Origin of the sequence: Dyadobacter sp. 676, assembly GCF_040448675.1 — a bacterium.
Lineage (GTDB): Bacteria > Bacteroidota > Bacteroidia > Cytophagales > Spirosomataceae > Dyadobacter.
Genome location: NZ_CP159289.1, coordinates 7,059,103 through 7,074,190, shown reverse-complemented (window position 1 = coordinate 7,074,190; position 15,088 = coordinate 7,059,103). Strand labels below are relative to the sequence as shown.

Annotated in this window: 17 protein-coding genes; 6 read left to right on the top strand and 11 right to left on the bottom strand. The window is 54.4% G+C overall.

The window, feature by feature from the left end:
* Positions 1–16: 16 nt before the first annotated feature.
* Entirely contained in the window at positions 17–931 is a 915-nt protein-coding gene (locus tag ABV298_RS30980; RefSeq protein WP_353719981.1) for an SDR family oxidoreductase, read from the bottom strand.
* 55 nt (positions 932–986) lie between these two features.
* A complete protein-coding gene (locus tag ABV298_RS30975; protein ID WP_353719980.1) occupies positions 987–1,586 on the bottom strand; it encodes a Crp/Fnr family transcriptional regulator in 600 nt (199 codons plus the stop codon).
* A 410-nt stretch (positions 1,587–1,996) separates the two neighbouring features.
* Between ABV298_RS30975 and ABV298_RS30970 the strand changes: the two genes are divergently transcribed.
* On the top strand, positions 1,997–2,125 hold the full coding sequence (locus ABV298_RS30970) for a hypothetical protein (protein WP_353719979.1): 129 nt from the start codon (positions 1,997–1,999) through the stop codon (positions 2,123–2,125).
* A gap of 56 nt (positions 2,126–2,181) precedes the next feature.
* Here the strand turns inward: ABV298_RS30970 and ABV298_RS30965 are convergent, their stop codons facing one another.
* Together ABV298_RS30965 and ABV298_RS30960 are read right to left on the bottom strand one after the other, a co-directional pair.
* Positions 2,182–2,694, bottom strand: a complete 513-nt coding sequence (locus tag ABV298_RS30965) for a hypothetical protein (protein ID WP_353719978.1) — start codon at positions 2,692–2,694, stop codon at positions 2,182–2,184.
* Positions 2,695–2,823: 129 nt separating this feature from the next.
* Positions 2,824–3,225 carry a DUF3574 domain-containing protein gene (locus ABV298_RS30960; RefSeq protein ID WP_353719977.1) on the bottom strand — a complete coding sequence of 134 codons (402 nt, stop codon included), beginning with the start codon at positions 3,223–3,225 and terminating at the stop codon, positions 2,824–2,826.
* Between the two features lie 183 nt (positions 3,226–3,408).
* Between ABV298_RS30960 and ABV298_RS30955 the strand changes: the two genes are divergently transcribed.
* Positions 3,409–4,326 (top strand): VOC family protein, encoded by a 918-nt coding sequence (locus ABV298_RS30955; protein WP_353719976.1) that lies wholly within the window; start codon positions 3,409–3,411, stop codon positions 4,324–4,326.
* A 10-nt stretch (positions 4,327–4,336) separates the two neighbouring features.
* On the opposite strand, the gene ABV298_RS30950 is transcribed toward ABV298_RS30955, so the two are convergent.
* Genes ABV298_RS30950 through ABV298_RS30920 form a run of 7 tightly spaced genes read right to left on the bottom strand, consistent with a single transcriptional unit; the run spans position 4,337 to position 8,928 of the window.
* A complete protein-coding gene (locus tag ABV298_RS30950) occupies positions 4,337–5,062 on the bottom strand; it encodes a hypothetical protein (protein WP_353719975.1) in 726 nt (241 codons plus the stop codon).
* A complete protein-coding gene (locus tag ABV298_RS30945; RefSeq protein ID WP_353719974.1) occupies positions 5,059–5,259 on the bottom strand; it encodes a hypothetical protein in 201 nt (66 codons plus the stop codon). Before ABV298_RS30945 ends, ABV298_RS30950 begins: the two co-directional genes overlap by 4 nt.
* A gap of 28 nt (positions 5,260–5,287) precedes the next feature.
* A complete protein-coding gene (locus tag ABV298_RS30940) occupies positions 5,288–7,000 on the bottom strand; it encodes an alpha-amylase family protein (RefSeq protein WP_353719973.1) in 1,713 nt (570 codons plus the stop codon).
* Between the two features lie 22 nt (positions 7,001–7,022).
* Positions 7,023–7,703: a YetF domain-containing protein gene (locus ABV298_RS30935; protein ID WP_353719972.1), complete on the bottom strand. Its 681-nt coding sequence runs from the start codon at positions 7,701–7,703 to the stop codon at positions 7,023–7,025.
* Complete coding sequence (locus ABV298_RS30930) at positions 7,700–8,422, bottom strand: YetF domain-containing protein (protein ID WP_353719971.1); 723 nt, start codon at positions 8,420–8,422, stop codon at positions 7,700–7,702. The genes ABV298_RS30935 and ABV298_RS30930 overlap by 4 nt, the downstream gene beginning before the upstream one ends.
* 60 nt (positions 8,423–8,482) lie before the next feature.
* Positions 8,483–8,683: a hypothetical protein gene (locus ABV298_RS30925; RefSeq protein ID WP_353719970.1), complete on the bottom strand. Its 201-nt coding sequence runs from the start codon at positions 8,681–8,683 to the stop codon at positions 8,483–8,485.
* Positions 8,684–8,712: 29 nt separating this feature from the next.
* Positions 8,713–8,928, bottom strand: a complete 216-nt coding sequence (locus ABV298_RS30920) for a hypothetical protein (RefSeq protein WP_353719969.1) — start codon at positions 8,926–8,928, stop codon at positions 8,713–8,715.
* A gap of 286 nt (positions 8,929–9,214) precedes the next feature.
* Between ABV298_RS30920 and ABV298_RS30915 the strand changes: the two genes are divergently transcribed.
* The 4 genes from ABV298_RS30915 (at position 9,215) to ABV298_RS30900 (ending at position 15,085) form a co-directional block, all read left to right on the top strand.
* The gene (locus ABV298_RS30915) at positions 9,215–10,339 is read left to right on the top strand and encodes a Gfo/Idh/MocA family oxidoreductase (protein WP_353719968.1); all 1,125 of its coding nucleotides are present in this window, start codon (positions 9,215–9,217) and stop codon (positions 10,337–10,339) included.
* 393 nt (positions 10,340–10,732) lie between these two features.
* Entirely contained in the window at positions 10,733–11,545 is an 813-nt protein-coding gene (locus ABV298_RS30910) for a class I SAM-dependent methyltransferase (protein ID WP_353719967.1), read from the top strand.
* Between the two features lie 36 nt (positions 11,546–11,581).
* Positions 11,582–11,731, top strand: coding sequence for a hypothetical protein (locus ABV298_RS30905; protein ID WP_353719966.1), 150 nt, complete (start codon positions 11,582–11,584; stop codon positions 11,729–11,731).
* Between the two features lie 177 nt (positions 11,732–11,908).
* The gene (locus ABV298_RS30900; RefSeq protein ID WP_353719965.1) at positions 11,909–15,085 is read left to right on the top strand and encodes a TonB-dependent receptor; all 3,177 of its coding nucleotides are present in this window, start codon (positions 11,909–11,911) and stop codon (positions 15,083–15,085) included.
* Positions 15,086–15,088: the final 3 nt, after the last annotated feature.

Here is a 15,088-nt window from a genome sequence, read left to right as displayed (position 1 = left end):
CGCATTGCGGGACCTTTTAGTGCCGGGCTGCGGGAGAAGCGGTGAGGTAACCCGCCGTTTCGATGTCGGTAAGCAAGCCGGGAGCGTTTGTATCCCAGCCGAGTGTTTCCCGTGTTCTGGCACTCGACGCTACGCAGTTCATGCCCGCGAAATGGGTAAACCAGCCGAAATGGGCAGTAGCTGCTTCGTCGGTTTTTCCCGTCACGGGCAGGTTCAACCCCGTGCCGATCGTTTTGGCAATTTCGCGGAACGGGATACCTTCTTCCGCTACGGCATGCAGCACTTTAAGGTCCGGACGTTTTTCGATGATCAGGCGATAAAGCACGGCCGCGTCAAAGCGGTGCACCGCCGGCCAGCGGTTGTCGCCGTCGCCAATGTAGGCCGACTCGCCTTTTTCTTTCGCGATGCCGACGATAATCGGCACAAAACCATGATCTCCCGCGCCGTGTACACTAGCCGGCAGGCGCACGATATATACGTCGACGCCCGTAGCTGCGACGGCATTGGCGGCTTCGTCCGTGACCGCCCTCGGGATAACGTCCGAGCCCGCGCTCAGCACGTCGTCCTCGGTGATCGGCCGGTCGTAATGCAAAATGCCGGTCCCGGAAGTGACCACGAGCGGTTTGCCGGAACCTGCCAGCGCCTCACCGAGCGTTTTGATGACCTGCCTGTCGGCCTCACAGTTGGCTTTGTATTGGGAAAAATCATGATTGAATGCCGTATGAATGACGGCATCGGCATTTGTCGCTCCGGCGTAGAGTACTCCGGCATCGTTTACATCCCCGCGGAGCGGCGTCGCCCCGGCTGCTTCCAATGCTCCGGCACTTTTGTCGGAGCGTACCAGACCAAGCACTTCATGGCCATTTTTTAAGAGTTCGTCGACAATCGCGGAGCCTACGAACCCCGAGGCCCCTGTTACAAATACACGCATATGGTTTCAATTTTGTTTGATGCAAAATTGAAACTGCGCGGAGGCGCGAACAAGGTCATTTGTCCATAATTCCTGCTTCGCGCCGCAGTTGCGCGTGTCGTATCCGCGTCAGGGTTTTCAGGGAAATACCCAGGTAGCCGGCGACCATCCGAAGCGGCATTCGCGAAAGGTAGTCGGGGAATGCGCGGACAAAATCGGCATACCGTTCCTCCGGCGTGCCGCTCAGAATCGTCAGGATGCGGTTCCGGCTTGAATAGATATTGCGGGAAATAAGCCTTTCGGAAAGGCTTTTAAGTTCCGGAATATTCCTCAGGAGGCTGTCGAAATCGCTTTTTTTCCAGAGCAAGACCTCGCTTCGTTCCACCGCCGCGATGTTCACCAGCGATGGTACTTGCCTGTCGTAGCTTTCAACGTCCAGCGTCCACGTATGCTGCGGCGAAAACTGAAGAATATGCTCGTTGCCGTCGGGCCTGATATGGTAGGTACGGAGCATACCTTTTATAACGAATATTTTATGGCGGCAGATTTCCCCCGCATTCAGGAGCGCTTCGTTCTTGTGCAGCCCCCGCAGGACCGCCAGGCCGCTGATGTACCTGATGGTCTCGGCGGGCAGCGTCGTTTGTTTGGCCAGATAATGTTCGAAGTCCGTATGCATAAACCAAATATATGCAAAATCTCAGCGCTCCGACTATGCCGGACGCCGACAGGTAACTGGAAAGCATGCGGCGTTTACGCAGCTTGGCGGCGGATAGGGCGTTTCGTGGTTGATATTCGGTTCCAGTAACGACGTTCGGAAAACCGTCCGGGCGGCAACTGGAAAACTTTACGCGCCGGTCGGAAACGTCCTCCCTTCCCACAGACATATTAAAAGTATTGTCCAGCCGCGCCATGTCCAGCTGGCGCATAGGGAGCATTGCTTTTATTACAAACCCGGCTGTTTCTGTGTTACCGAGCATTTTGTGCTGATCGAACATGCTACGCCCGATCCGAGTATCGACACCATTCAATTGAACCATTATTACTGCCGCTCGCTGGAAGAATACCGGTTGAAAGTCGAGAGGGGAAATGCGCAAGTGGAAAATGGACGATTTTTACTATCACGACGCCGATTCCAATGTAGTCGAGGATACCACCATTTTGGAAGTCTTGCAGAAACTAAAAAGCAGCCCGGCCAATCGAATAGCGGACAAATAACAATCCCCCGGAATATCCCGGGGGGTTGCCTGTATCGTTTTGCGGATACCGGTGATTTATTCCCGTGACGGTATCCGGCTTGTCTGGGTAGCAAGGTTGCGGTAATTGCCGGTTGTGCCGGTATGATTTCTCATATTGTTTTCGGACGCGCCACTGCCCTTTTTCATTACGGTATCGGGTTCGGTCAGGTTCTTGCGGCGTATTGCGATGGCTTCTTTGGAAAACAGCATGGACTTGTTATCCTCACGATCCGAATACCGGCCTACATAGTTGGCGTTTTCGTGGGTTGCACCGCCGGGCCTGGTACTGCCGTCGTTTTCGCTGCTTTGCTGCGCTACCTGGTCGGTCGGGTTCTGCTTGTTGGAGTTTGCGCCCTGCGCCTGGCTGGTTTGCGCTTGCTGGTCTTTCGCCTGATCGGCTTTCTGTTTTTCGTTCCTGGGCGTCGGTGTTTGTACCCCTTGGCCGGTTGCTTTGCTCGTTTTAGACTTGTCGGTTGAGCTGCTGGTGCTTTGCGCGTACGTAACCGAGCAAGCCAATGAAATTACCGTGGTTATCAAAAGCTTTCTCATAGCAATTACCTCTTATAATGGTTGATTGTCGATTTCCGAAATGTAAAAACCGTGCCAATCTGCGGCGTGACCGGCCGGTACGTCTTTTAGCGGTTTCAATCTACGGGGCGGGCTGTTCCGGCGGCGGAATCAGGGTGTGTTGCCGATGAACTTTACTTTCGGTTTCATGTCGGTGCGTAGTACGCTCTGCTGGCGGAACCGGCGCAGGTAGCACTGGGTAATGCTGTCGAGTGCGGCGCTCCTTTGCCGGGTCTTCCGGCCCAGAAATGTGACCACTTTGGTAGGTTCGGTGATCGTTTGTTTCGTTTCGGTGTCTTTCCACCGGCCATGAGCATCCCACTCCGTGTAACCCTCCGGAAAATAGGCGCTGATGACACTGTCGCTGAAATTCTTCCATTGCTGGTCGGTTACCGTTCCGCCGCCCGGAATGTCCCGGCCGAAGTACAGGTCGGTGCGCTGATAGCCTGCGCAGGACGAAAGGCCCAGAAGCGCAACCGTAGTCCAGGCACGGAGTTGTTTCAGGTTTATCATGGGTCGACGTGGGTTAGTGCGGCGGTTTGAAGGTGTCTTTCGTAAACATACATCAAGTTATGCGGCCCTGAAAGAGTTGTCGAACTAAAATGACAGCCGGTAGGCGCCGGTGTGGAATTTTCGCTTACATTTATCGGGCGGGTAGCCTGCATCCTTTTCATTAACAACTTAAACTCACTGGCCATGCAAAAAATAGTCCCACATTTATGGTTTGACAAGGAAGCCGAAGAGGCAGCGGCGTTTTATACTTCCGTATTTCCAGAATCCCGTGTCACCAGCATTACCACCATCGAAGGCTCGCCGTCCGGCGATTGCGATATGGTTGTTTTTGAGCTCTGGCACCAGAAGTTCTACGCGATCAGCGCGGGGCCGCTTTTCAAGTTCAATCCGTCCATTTCGTTTATGGTGAATTTCGATCCGTTGTTTTTCGGCGGGTCCGCGGACGCCGCGCGGGCAAAACTGGACCAGGTGTGGAGTCAACTGTCCGACGGTGGTTCGGCGTTGATGCCGCTCGATAAATATCCATTTAGCGAGCGGTACGGATGGGTGGCGGATAAATACGGCGTTTCATGGCAGTTGATCCTCACCAATCCCGACGGAGACCCTCGTCCGCCGATCATACCTTCGCTTCTGTTTGTAGGAGAGCAATGTGGCAGGGCCGAGGAGGCGATCAATTTTTACTGTTCGGTTTTTCCGGACTCTAAAATAGGAGGGATACACCACTACGCCGAGGGCATGGCCCCGGATAAGCCCGGTACGGTCATGTTCGCGGATTTTCAACTGGCCGACTCCTGGTTCGCGGCGATGGATAGCGCCCATGAACACAAGTTCGCATTCAATGAAGCCGTTTCGTTGCTTGTCAATTGCGAGGATCAGGCCGAAATGGATCGCTATACCGACAGGATGTCTGCCGTTCCCCATGCCGAGCAATGCGGGTGGATTAAAGACAAATTTGGCGTTTCATGGCAGATTTCCCCCATTGCTTTGGAAGAAATGCTTGTTAACGGTTCGCGGGAGCAGATCAACCGCGTATGCCGGGCATTGTTCCCGATGAAGAGGATCGATCTGGCCGTTTTGGAAAAGGAGTTTAACGGACAGTAGCCCGGCCGGCTCATTTCGGAAGGATCGTCAGCTGGACAACGGCGGCCTGGGAGCCGTCGCTGTTCCGGCGTTGCCAGCCAAGTGAAAGTGGAATCTGATCCGTCAGATAAACACCTATTCCGAGCGTCAGCCGGCCTTTTTGATGGCTGCCCGAAATCCAGTCGGCGAGCAGATGCAACTTTTGATACCATATACCCGCATCCAGCCCGCCCTGGAAACCCGCCACGGGTCCGCGGCTCAGGTAGCGGTGATTGCTCACGTACGGACCCGCCACGAACTTGTATTGTCCCAGCGGCCCCGTTTCGAAAAGCAGGTTGGAATAGCCATAATAAACAAATGCCGCACGATGGTGCCCCGATAAATTGGTGCCCGCAATTCCCCCGAGCCCGATGGAAATGCCGTTGGGCAGTTCGAAGTTCTTTTGCGCGTTGGCCATCAGCAGCGGCGCGTAAGGAATCGAATCGGTAAGGTCGTTGGACTCGAAATGCCTCGTTTTGAGGTTGTAATCGAGGTTGAAGACGTCCAGGCCCACTTCCCAGCCTTTTCCGAGGCCGTAGGTTATCGTGGTCGACGACTCTACTTGTTCGCTGATCTCGAACTGCTGCTGAAAACTGAGCCTGCCACGGTCGGTTATTTCCGATGAGGGCACATTGAAAACAGTTAGTTGGGCGTTCGCCACCCGGCAGCAGGCGGTCAGGAATACAATAGCCAGGATCAAACGGATAATTTTATTCATAAAGCACGGTTGGTTTGTTCAAATTGCTGGTTTACCTCTTCCAGTGTTCCGCATACAAAATGCTTTGCGCCGTCTTTGAGTATGATCAGACTAAACCGGAAATCGGCATCCGGAACGATCTCTTGCACATCCTCGCGGGCGATGCGAACCGTTTCCGACTGCCCTTCTTTTAATTGAAATTTGGCTTTTGTTTGCATGATATTGCATTGGGTTAAATAGAGCGCATCAGGGCAATACCCCGTCAATCCGGAACCAGCGGTAGCCATAAGCCGGAAGTTCGACGGAGACGCGGCCGTCGGCGACTTCCCTGTCTCCCGCCACATTCCACAGGTCGTACAGCTTTCGACCGGTTTTGATTGCGAAGCTGGCTTTCCGGGGGGCATTGGAAAAATTGTGTAGTATAATCAGCGATTTACCCTCATAGTCGTGACGGATGGCGAGAATATCTTCCGAGCCGCTTTCCACGATTGTGGGGCTGCCCAAGCCTATCTCCGGGCATGATTTACGGACCCGGGTCATCGCGGCGATCCGGCTCAGCAGCGAAGTACTGTCGCGCCATTGTGCTTCCGCGTTTACTTTTTTAAAGCCGTATTCGCCTTCGTCGATTACGGGCCTGAATGCGGAGCCCGCGGTTGTGAAGCCGGCATTTTTAGTGGAATTCCATTGCATGGGTGTGCGAACGGAGAGCCGTTCCTTGAGCCGCAGGTCGTCGCCCATTCCCAACTCTTCGCCATAACGTATCACCGGCGTGCCGGGGAGCGAGAACAGCAGGCTGTAAGCCATTTCGAGCCGGCGGCGGTCATTGCGCATCATCGGGGCCAGTCTGCGGCGGATACCGCGGTCGTAAAGCTGCATGTTGGTGTCCGGGCCCATGGCCGCATAAACGCGCTCGCGTTGCGCATCGCTCAGCCGGCCGAGGTCTATCTCGTCGTGGTTCCGTAGAAAATAGGCCCATTGAGCGCTTTCCGCGATGGTGGCGGTTTCTTGCATGGCCTGTCTGAATGGTTTCAGGTCCCCGGTGGCAAATGCGTAGAACAGGTGCTGGTTGGCGAAAAAGTTGAACATCAGCTGGATACCCTCGCCATGCTCGCCAAAATAGCTGATGTTTTCCTTCGGTTCGACATTCGCTTCGCCCAGGATCGCGGCATCGGCCTGACGCGATTGGGCGAACTGCCGGATGTCTTTCAGGAAGCCGAAATCCAGTTTGGGCTTGTCGGAACCGGTATACGGGACCTCGATGATAAACGGCACGGCATCGAGCCGGAAGCCCGAAATACCCTGATTGAGCCAATATCCGATAATGCGCTGGCTTTCCTTCATGACCTCGGGGTTCATGAAGTTGAGGTCGGGCTGAAACTTATAGAAGCGATGGTAATAATATTCGTTCGTGATGCTGTCGAGTGTCCACACGGACTTTTGAACACCGGGAAAAACCATTCCCTTGTCGGCATCGCGCGGTTTGGTGGGCGACCATACGTACCAGTCGCGGTACCGGGCATTCTTCGCGCTTCGTGCGTTCTTGAACCAGGGATGCTGGTCGGAAGTGTGATTGATCACCAGGTCCATGATAACGCGCATGCCCCTTTTTTTGACCTGATGCATGAGCTCGGCGAAGTCGCCGGCAGTTCCGAGGGCAGGCTCGATGCCGTAGTAGTCGGCCACGTCATAGCCGTCATCGGCACCGGGCGAGGGTTGGAACGGCGCCAGCCAGATCACATCGACGCCCAGCATTTTCAGGTAATCGAGCTTGCTGATCAACCCGTTGATGTCGCCCCGCCCGTCGCCGTCGCTGTCCTTGAAGGTGCCGATTTCCAGGTTGTAAATAATGCTGTTTTTGTACCAGAAATTTTCCCTGAATTGCCGGGAGGCCACCTTCTGCTGTCCGAATGCGCGGAAAGTCAGCAGTAAGAGAAGAAGGGGAATGATAGTTTTACCCATATTTCAATAGATTGATCGTGCACTATATTACCGCATTCACGCGCTCGTCGCTTCCACACTTGCCACAGTTCCGGTCATCCCTTCCGAGCGTGAGGCCGCATCGCTTGCATACGGGCACGTCGGTGGGGCGGCATACTTGCCTGATAAAGTCAGTGTCGTCCTCGGGCAGGATTCCCAGGCCCGGGCGGGCCTGGGTGTTGCGGATCATCGCAAAGGAGCCGTCCGCTTCGAAATACAGCCTTTTTACCTCGCCCAAATGCCGGATGCCGTTGCTTCTGAGCTGCGAGAATGCCTTTTCTTTGGTAATGCCGGTCACTTTCATTTTTTCGAGATTAAGCGTGCTGTCCGTAATCAGGACCGTCATGTCGCCCTGGGTGGCCGACTCGAACCGCTGGTTCCGGCTGGCGAGCGACGCCAGCATTTGTTGAATGAAAACGACCACGGCAGCGATGACAACCGCTGCGAGAATGCCGCGATCGGGTGCCTGCAATGGCACGCCGATCGCCGCCGCAAGCGACACAAGGGCGAGCATTTCGTTCCTGCTGAGCTGGGAAGCCATTCTTTTACCCATCAGGCGCATCGATACCATCAGGACAATGTAAATAATCGCAATCCGCAATACCACTTCCCAGTAAAATCCCCCCGGCACGTCGCCCAGGAACATGCGTTGCCAGTCTCCGAAATGAATGTCTTCTTTTTTCATAGGGCCGTGCTCGCGGGTTGATTGGAATTCGAGATAGTGGCCTCACCCCATTGCGTGGCGTCGCATACGGGGCAAGGCCGGTTACTGTCGGGCCCTTCGGCGACCTTGCCGCAGTTGGCGCACACGAGCGTATGTCCGGTGGGCGCCTGTCCGAAGCCGGCGATATCCGGATCGTGGGGCGGAAACAGCGGAAGGCCGGCCCGTGGCGTGGCGTGGCGGTAGACGCTGAACAGTCCGCAGGCTTCGAGGTACACGCGATCGACATCGCCGAGGTTGTAGATTTGCCTGTTGCGCAGCGCCGCGAACAGCTGCTGGCGCGAAACCTTGGTAACATGCATTTCATCCAGCTGCATTATGCCGTCCTTGACCAGCGTACTCAATTTTCCCTGACTGATGTGCTCGAAGCGCTCGCTTTTATATTCCAGCAGGTTGAGGCCACGTTGGAACAGCAGGGCGCAAAGCAGGATCAGGGTACAAAGCAACAAACCGGTTTGCGGCATTTGCATGCCCGGCGAAACAATGGCACCGAGGGTGATCATTACGGCCAACTCGGAAATGGTGAGCTGGCCGCCCATACGCTTGCCCATCATCCGCACGGTGACGAGCAGCACAACGTACATAATAATGGTTCTGAGGAATATTTCGGCCAGGAAAGCGACCGGTGTTTCCCCAAAGAGGATCCGGTACCAGTCTCCCGGTATAATGTCTTCTTTTTTCATTGTAACGGCAGGTAGGCGTATAGTTTTTAAGGTGGGACCAGGCGTGGAGCCCGCACTGGATCATTCAGATTGGCTTTCCGGCTCGTATTCCCACTTTACGATATCGTTCTCAGGAAAGAAGGATTCCTGTTCCCGCGGTATCTCGGTTTCGGAAATCTCCTGGAAACCCTGGCCTCTTTTGTAAATGCCCCTGCGCCTGATGCCTTGCAGATCCGTGAAAATTACATTCGACAGATCTGCGGGATAGTCTCTGGTATCCATAAGTATGTTTGGTTGACTGGTGTAATTTCTTAATCGTTGTCATGATCGAAATCGTCGTTGCGGTTCCTGTCCTTGCCATGCTGGCCGGCACCGCCCTTGATTTCGTCGCGCTCCTGTATTTCCCGGGATGATTCAGCGCCGTACCGGTCCACTTCGCCCTCCTGGAAATTGTCGTTGGCGTTCCTGCCGCTTTCGAGCGCCTTTTTTACGGCCTCGTCTGTGTTTTTGTCTTTCTGGTTTTGCATGATTTCCCCAATTTTTTCGATGCGCGGCGTCTACAAAATTCGTTCCGCGGCATGTCGGGACATATTTGGCTACTATGAGGCCGGGGTGATTTGGTGTGAAGCGTACCCATTCCGCGGGGAAAGCGGGGATTTTCAGCGGCCGGCGCGCAGGAGCGCTGCTGGCATGGTTTTGGGAGGTGAAAGCGCCTGAATTTTTCGGACCCGTTAATGTGGCGCTCGGCAGCGCATGCAAATATGCGAGGGATGCCGGTTCCGGGCAGGTTTGTTTACCAAAATCAGGTTAATTATGAAAATAGTGCTTCCAAGAAGACAGTTTTTACAGCAAACGGCGATGATCGTCCCGGCAATGGGTTTGATAGGGATCGGTCAGGCTGCGGCCCATTACGCGCCGGAAGAGGCCCCATTTTTTCCCCAGGACAAAAAACTGGGCGTCGCTCTGCTGGGTTTGGGAAAATACAGCGAGGAACAGCTGGCGCCGGCGCTCGAAAAAACTCAGCGATGCCGGTTGACGGGGATCATCACGGGAACGCCCGGGAAAATCGGGAAATGGAAAGACAAGTATAAAATACCGGATAAGAACATCTACAATTACCAGAACATGGATTCTATCCGGGACAATCCCGATATCGACATCGTTTACGTGGTTACGCCCAACGCGCTGCATGCGACTTACACGATCCGGGCGGCCAAAGCCGGTAAACATGTGATCTGCGAAAAACCAATGGCAACCAGTGTTGAGGATTGCGAGGCGATGATCGCCGCCTGCAAGCAGGCCGGAAAGATGCTGTCGATCGGGTACAGGCTGCATTTCGAGCCGCATCACCGCACTTTTATGGAATTCGGAAAAAAGAAAATGTACGGCGATGTCCGGAAAATTGTGGCCGAAAACAGCCAGGAAATGGAGAAAGGCGTTTGGCGGCTCGACCGTGAACGATCGGGTGGAGGGCCGCTGATGGACCTGGGTATCTATTGCGTGCAGGGCGCGCTTTACTCGGCAGGCGCCAATCCGGTCAGGGTATTGGCGAAAGAAGGACCGAAAACGGATGTGGACAAGTTTGCCGAGGTGGAGCAGTCTATCGACTTTCAACTGGAATTTCCAGGCGGCGCTGTTGCGAACTGCCGTACCGCCTATGTCGGAAGCGGCAACCGCCTGCGCGTCGAGGGTAAAACGGGATGGTACGAACTGGAACCGGCCTACGAGTACAAAGGCATTAAAGGCAAGACTTCTCAGGGGCCAATGGGGCTGGAAAACGTGAATCAGCAGGCGTTGCAAATGGACGATTTCGCCAATTGCATTCTCAACAACAAGCCGACCCGCGTGCCGGGAGAAATGGGGCTCAGGGACGTGAAGATACTTATGGCCATTTACGAAGCGGCCCGCACCGCAAAACCGGTTGACCTGAAATTATAGACGCAGAATCCACCAAAAATCGAGCGTTATGTATGTTCCCATCATCGTGGCTGCCCTGATCCTGATTATCGTTGCAGTGCTTTATTTTCGCAAAAAAGCCGAATAGGCTCTTACATCAATCCCCGGGTGGGTTGATTCGTTGTTCGGTAGCGACCTCATGGGTAGTCAGATCCACGAGGCCGGTCGCCGCCGTTTACTCGAAATACCGCCGCGTTTTTCCGTTAACTCGAAAAAAGATAAAAGCTGCATAATAGGTTGATTATGAACCTATATTTGGCCTGTGAAAGCTTCTTTGGAGAGCGCTTCCCGATCCCGCATACTGATTAATCAGTATTGGGCACCTAACCCGGCGTACGGAACTTGCGGTCGTATTTTCAACAAAAACAAAACGAAATGAATCCAAACAAAGCATTGTGGGAAAAAGGTGATTTCACACGTCTGGCCGAAACCATGCGCCGGAGCGGTGCCGAACTGGTGGCCGGATTGGGAATCGAAAAAGGAATGGATGTGCTCGATCTCGGCTGCGGGGACGGTACTACCGCAATCCCGGCAGCGAAGCTCGGTGCCAATGTGCAGGGCGTCGATATCGCCCGGAACCTCGTGGAGGCGGGAAACCGCCGTGCGAAAGAGGAAGGGCTGACCAATATTTCTTTCCGTGAAGGCGATGCAGTCGATCTGAACGACATTCCCGACGGATCGTTCGATCTCGTCGTAAGCGTATTCGGAGCAATGTTCGCGCCGAAACCGTTCGACGTAGCGAGGGAAATGTTCCGCGTGACGCGCCCGGGCGGGAAGATCATAATGGGCAACTGGATTCCCGGTGACCCTACGCTGGTGGCGCAGATCCTGCGCGTGAGCTCGGCATACACCCCCGCACCGCCGGAAGGGTTTATCAGCCCTATGTTATGGGGTGTTGAAAAGGAGGTAACGGAACGCTTTGCGGCGGCAGGGGCACAGAAAAATAACATCTCGTTCAGCCGGGAAACATTCACATTCGAGGCGCCCATTCCGCCGGCCGCCTTCCTCGAAAGATTCAGGAAGTTCTACGGCCCCACGATGAATGCGTTCGAAGCCGCCGCGAAGGATGGTAGGGAAGCCGAGCTGCAACAGGAGCTCGAAGTCCTTTTCGAGAGCCAGAACAGGAGCGGCGACAAAAACACGACCTCCATTCCTGCCACTTTTCTGAAGGTGACGGTCGTCAGGTAACCGAACGCTTCCCCAATTGCGTGAATACATCGGTGGTTGCAGAATTTCGAGTTTAAAGTCGGTATATCATGGGGACTCTTCCTGGCAGCGGGTGCGCTCATGATCGCCATCGCCTTGCTGACGGTCAGTTTGCAGAGCTTCCGCGCCGCATTAACCGACCCTGTAAAGAGTTTGCGAAGCGAGTAACAGCCCGCACATATCCGCTTGAAAAATAGTATTACAAAAGCAAACAAAAGTAGCGGAACCCAGATTTGCTAGAAGGTAATTTTGTCAAATACTCGTGTTGCAAAACCTTCTAAGCTAATAATTATGCAAAAGAAAATTTTATTAAATCTTTCTCTTTGTAGGTACGCTCTTTGGTTGTTGTTACTGGTACTGCCGGGCAATGCGGATGTCATTGCCCAGCAGTCCAGAAAAATATCCGGAAAGGTGACGGACGAAAAAAACGAGCCGCTGCCGGGGGTCAATGTGCAACTGAAAGGTACCACCACCGGCTCGAGTACCGATGTGGACGGAAGTTATTCCATTAATGTTACTTCCGACGACGCCCGGCTGATCTTTTCCTTTATCGGTTATAAAAGTCAGGAAGTGGCCGCAGGTAAGGGATCGGTGGTGGATGTGAAACTGGTCGCGGATATTTCCGTGCTGGACGAGGTGGTAGTGGTGGGGTACGGAACGCAGTCGCGGGAAACGGTGACGACCTCCATCGCCAAACTGGACACACGTGTAATGCAAAACGTTACCTATGCGAACCCGGCGTCCGCGTTGCAGGGAACGGTTCCCGGCCTGCGCGTACAGAGCACATCGGGGCAGCCGGGCGAGCGCCCGCGCGTGATCCTGCGCGGGGGAACGTCCATCAACAACCCGAACGGCTCCACACCATTATATGTGGTCGATGGGGTGATCCGGAGCGATATGGACCATATCAACCCTGCAGATATCGAGTCGATACAGGTGTTGAAAGATGCGGCTTCTACTTCCATTTATGGTTCGCGGGCTTCCAATGGGGTGATAATAGTGGAAACCAAATCGGGCAAAAGCGGCCGGATGCAGGTATCCTATAATTACAACCTGACCAGTTCCAAAGTCGGAAAACTTTACGAACTGGCCGACGCGAAGGATTTTATCAAATTTATGCGCCTCGGAATCGCGGCGAGCGGCGTGAAGGCGCCAAGCACGCTGGCCTTTCTTACCCAGGCCAATGCCGGCGGCACAGGCAACGACCTGACGAATAAAACCGCTTTCACCACCATGTACCTCAACGCGGACAACGAGCACCTGCTTGGTCTACCCGCCGACCAGTGGGGAGCGAGATGGGAAACCGCACCCGACCCGCTCGATCCGGGCAAGACATTGATATTCAAAGGCACCGATTTTCAGAAAACCATTTTCAGGAGAGCCTATACCCACGACCATAACCTGTCCGTATCGGGCGGCTCGGAGAAGATCAGATATTCGATGGGCCTGGGGTACCTCAATGCACAGGGTATTTCCATCAATACGGATTACCAGCGCGTGACGCTCAATATGAACGGCGATATGCAGGTTACCAAAAACCTCAATTTTTTCAGCCGGCTCAACTATGCCAATGTGAACGATAACCAGGTGCCCGATGTGGGAGTGGTTTTCAAAAACAATATCAACACCGCCCAAACATCGAAATACCAGTTCGAGGATGGTTCGCTCGCGCCGGGGCGCCTTTTTACCAACGGTAACCCGGCCTATTACATCAGTCGCTACGACGCGAAACGCCGCCGCGATAACTATATGTTTGTCGTGGGCGGAAAATGGGAGATCGTTCCCGGGCTGACGTTCCGTCCGCAGGTATCGCTGATCAACAACAACTTCGCGCGCCGGAGCTTCCTGAAATCGTACCTCGACGGCCCGCTCGTGCTGAACCAGAACCGGGAGGCGACGTTCGCCGAAACGAACCTCGTCCAGCGGCAGGCCGATGCGGTTTTTAACTATGTCAAATCCATTGCTAATCTGCACCATTTCGAGGGCACTGTGGGGTATTCGTACTTCAAGGCCATGAACCGCGACGTTACCGCCGTCGGCCGTAATGCGGCTACCGACATTATCCCCACGCTGAACGCCTCGGCAACGCCGTGGAGCGTCACCGGCTCGGAATCGGAGCAGCTTTTGTATGGCTATTTCGGCAGGATTAACTACAATTTCGACCAGAAATACCTCCTGAGCGTGAATGCCCGCTACGACGGCGCCTCGAACCTCGGCGCGGAGTACAAATGGGGCTTTTTCCCCGGCGTATCGCTGGGCTGGAACCTCCATCGGGAAAATTTCTGGAAAGGCATGCCGCAGGCGGTCAACAGCCTGAAACTACGCGGAAGTTATGGCGTGAACGGGAACATCAGCGGCCTGGGCAATTACCAGGCGCAGGGAGCCTATGACGTGGGAAACCGCTATTTCGGCGATGCGGCGATCTATAATTCGGCGCTCGCTAACCCTGCGCTGCAATGGGAACGTTCCAAAACACTTAATTTCGGGTTCGATCTCGGCTTGTTCAATAACCGCGTTTCCGGCATATTCGATAGCTATCGCCGTGTGACCGATAACCTGCTCACCGACCTTGCATTGCCCCGTACCACCGGTTTTACCAGCATTCTCACTAACCTCGGAAGCCTGGAAAACAAGGGACTCGAATTTGAGCTGAATGCATCGGTCCTATCCCCGCAATCGGCATTCCAGTGGACTACTTCGCTGAATGCGAGTTATGTAAAGATCAAAATCCTTGAACTGCCCGATAACGGCATCGAAAACAACCGCATCGGCGGTGTAAACATCTGGGATCCGAATGCCGGCGCCTACGCCTGGAAAGGCGGCTTGCAGGAAGGCGGGAGGATAGGGGATATGTTCGCCTACAAACAGCTCGGCATTTACTCCACGGACGAGGAAGCCGCTGCCGGCCCGAAAGACATGCTTGTGGTAGGTACCGATAAAACCAAGCACGGCGGCGACGTGAACTGGCTCGATTCGGACGGGAACGGCATTATCGACGACAAGGACCGTATTTACATGGGCAATCCGTACCCGACCTGGACGGGCGGTTTTACCAACCGGTTGAACTATAAGGGATTCGGGCTGACGATCCGGATGGATTATACCTTGGGCCACATGATCTACAACGAGACCAGAGCCCGCGTGCTCGGCAATTTCTCTGGCCAGAACGCCATTTCCAAAGCGGTGACGCGTTCGTGGCAGAAGCAGGGCGACATCACCGATATTCCGCGCTACTACTGGGCCGATCAGAACCAGCAGTCGAACCTGTACCGTGGAAACTCGCATTACTATGAAAAAGGCGATTTCCTTTGCCTGCGCGAGATTTCATTGGCCTATAACTTCCCGCAGTCGATGCTGGGCAAGCTGAAAATCGCCTCGTTACGACTGCATGCGACGGCCAACAACCTGAAATACTTCACCAGGTTCACCGGCCTGAACCCCGAGGAAGGCGGTACCGACAATGGCCGCTATCCGATGCCCCGCAACTTTATATTCGGCGTACAGATCACCCCTGCATTTTAAGAA

Coding starts and splice junctions, on each gene's coding strand:
- ABV298_RS30920 (WP_353719969.1), bottom strand. CDS start 8,928: ATGCAAAACCAGAAAGACAAAAACACAGACGAGGCCGTAAAAAAGGCG.
- ABV298_RS30955 (WP_353719976.1), top strand. CDS start 3,409: ATGCAAAAAATAGTCCCACATTTATGGTTTGACAAGGAAGCCGAAGAG.
- ABV298_RS30975 (WP_353719980.1), bottom strand. CDS start 1,586: ATGCATACGGACTTCGAACATTATCTGGCCAAACAAACGACGCTGCCC.
- ABV298_RS30930 (WP_353719971.1), bottom strand. CDS start 8,422: ATGAAAAAAGAAGACATTATACCGGGAGACTGGTACCGGATCCTCTTT.
- ABV298_RS30970 (WP_353719979.1), top strand. CDS start 1,997: ATGCGCAAGTGGAAAATGGACGATTTTTACTATCACGACGCCGATTCC.
- ABV298_RS30940 (WP_353719973.1), bottom strand. CDS start 7,000: ATGGGTAAAACTATCATTCCCCTTCTTCTCTTACTGCTGACTTTCCGC.
- ABV298_RS30950 (WP_353719975.1), bottom strand. CDS start 5,062: ATGAATAAAATTATCCGTTTGATCCTGGCTATTGTATTCCTGACCGCC.
- ABV298_RS30965 (WP_353719978.1), bottom strand. CDS start 2,694: ATGAGAAAGCTTTTGATAACCACGGTAATTTCATTGGCTTGCTCGGTT.
- ABV298_RS30960 (WP_353719977.1), bottom strand. CDS start 3,225: ATGATAAACCTGAAACAACTCCGTGCCTGGACTACGGTTGCGCTTCTG.
- ABV298_RS30945 (WP_353719974.1), bottom strand. CDS start 5,259: ATGCAAACAAAAGCCAAATTTCAATTAAAAGAAGGGCAGTCGGAAACG.
- ABV298_RS30925 (WP_353719970.1), bottom strand. CDS start 8,683: ATGGATACCAGAGACTATCCCGCAGATCTGTCGAATGTAATTTTCACG.
- ABV298_RS30935 (WP_353719972.1), bottom strand. CDS start 7,703: ATGAAAAAAGAAGACATTCATTTCGGAGACTGGCAACGCATGTTCCTG.
- ABV298_RS30980 (WP_353719981.1), bottom strand. CDS start 931: ATGCGTGTATTTGTAACAGGGGCCTCGGGGTTCGTAGGCTCCGCGATT.
- ABV298_RS30910 (WP_353719967.1), top strand. CDS start 10,733: ATGAATCCAAACAAAGCATTGTGGGAAAAAGGTGATTTCACACGTCTG.
- ABV298_RS30915 (WP_353719968.1), top strand. CDS start 9,215: ATGAAAATAGTGCTTCCAAGAAGACAGTTTTTACAGCAAACGGCGATG.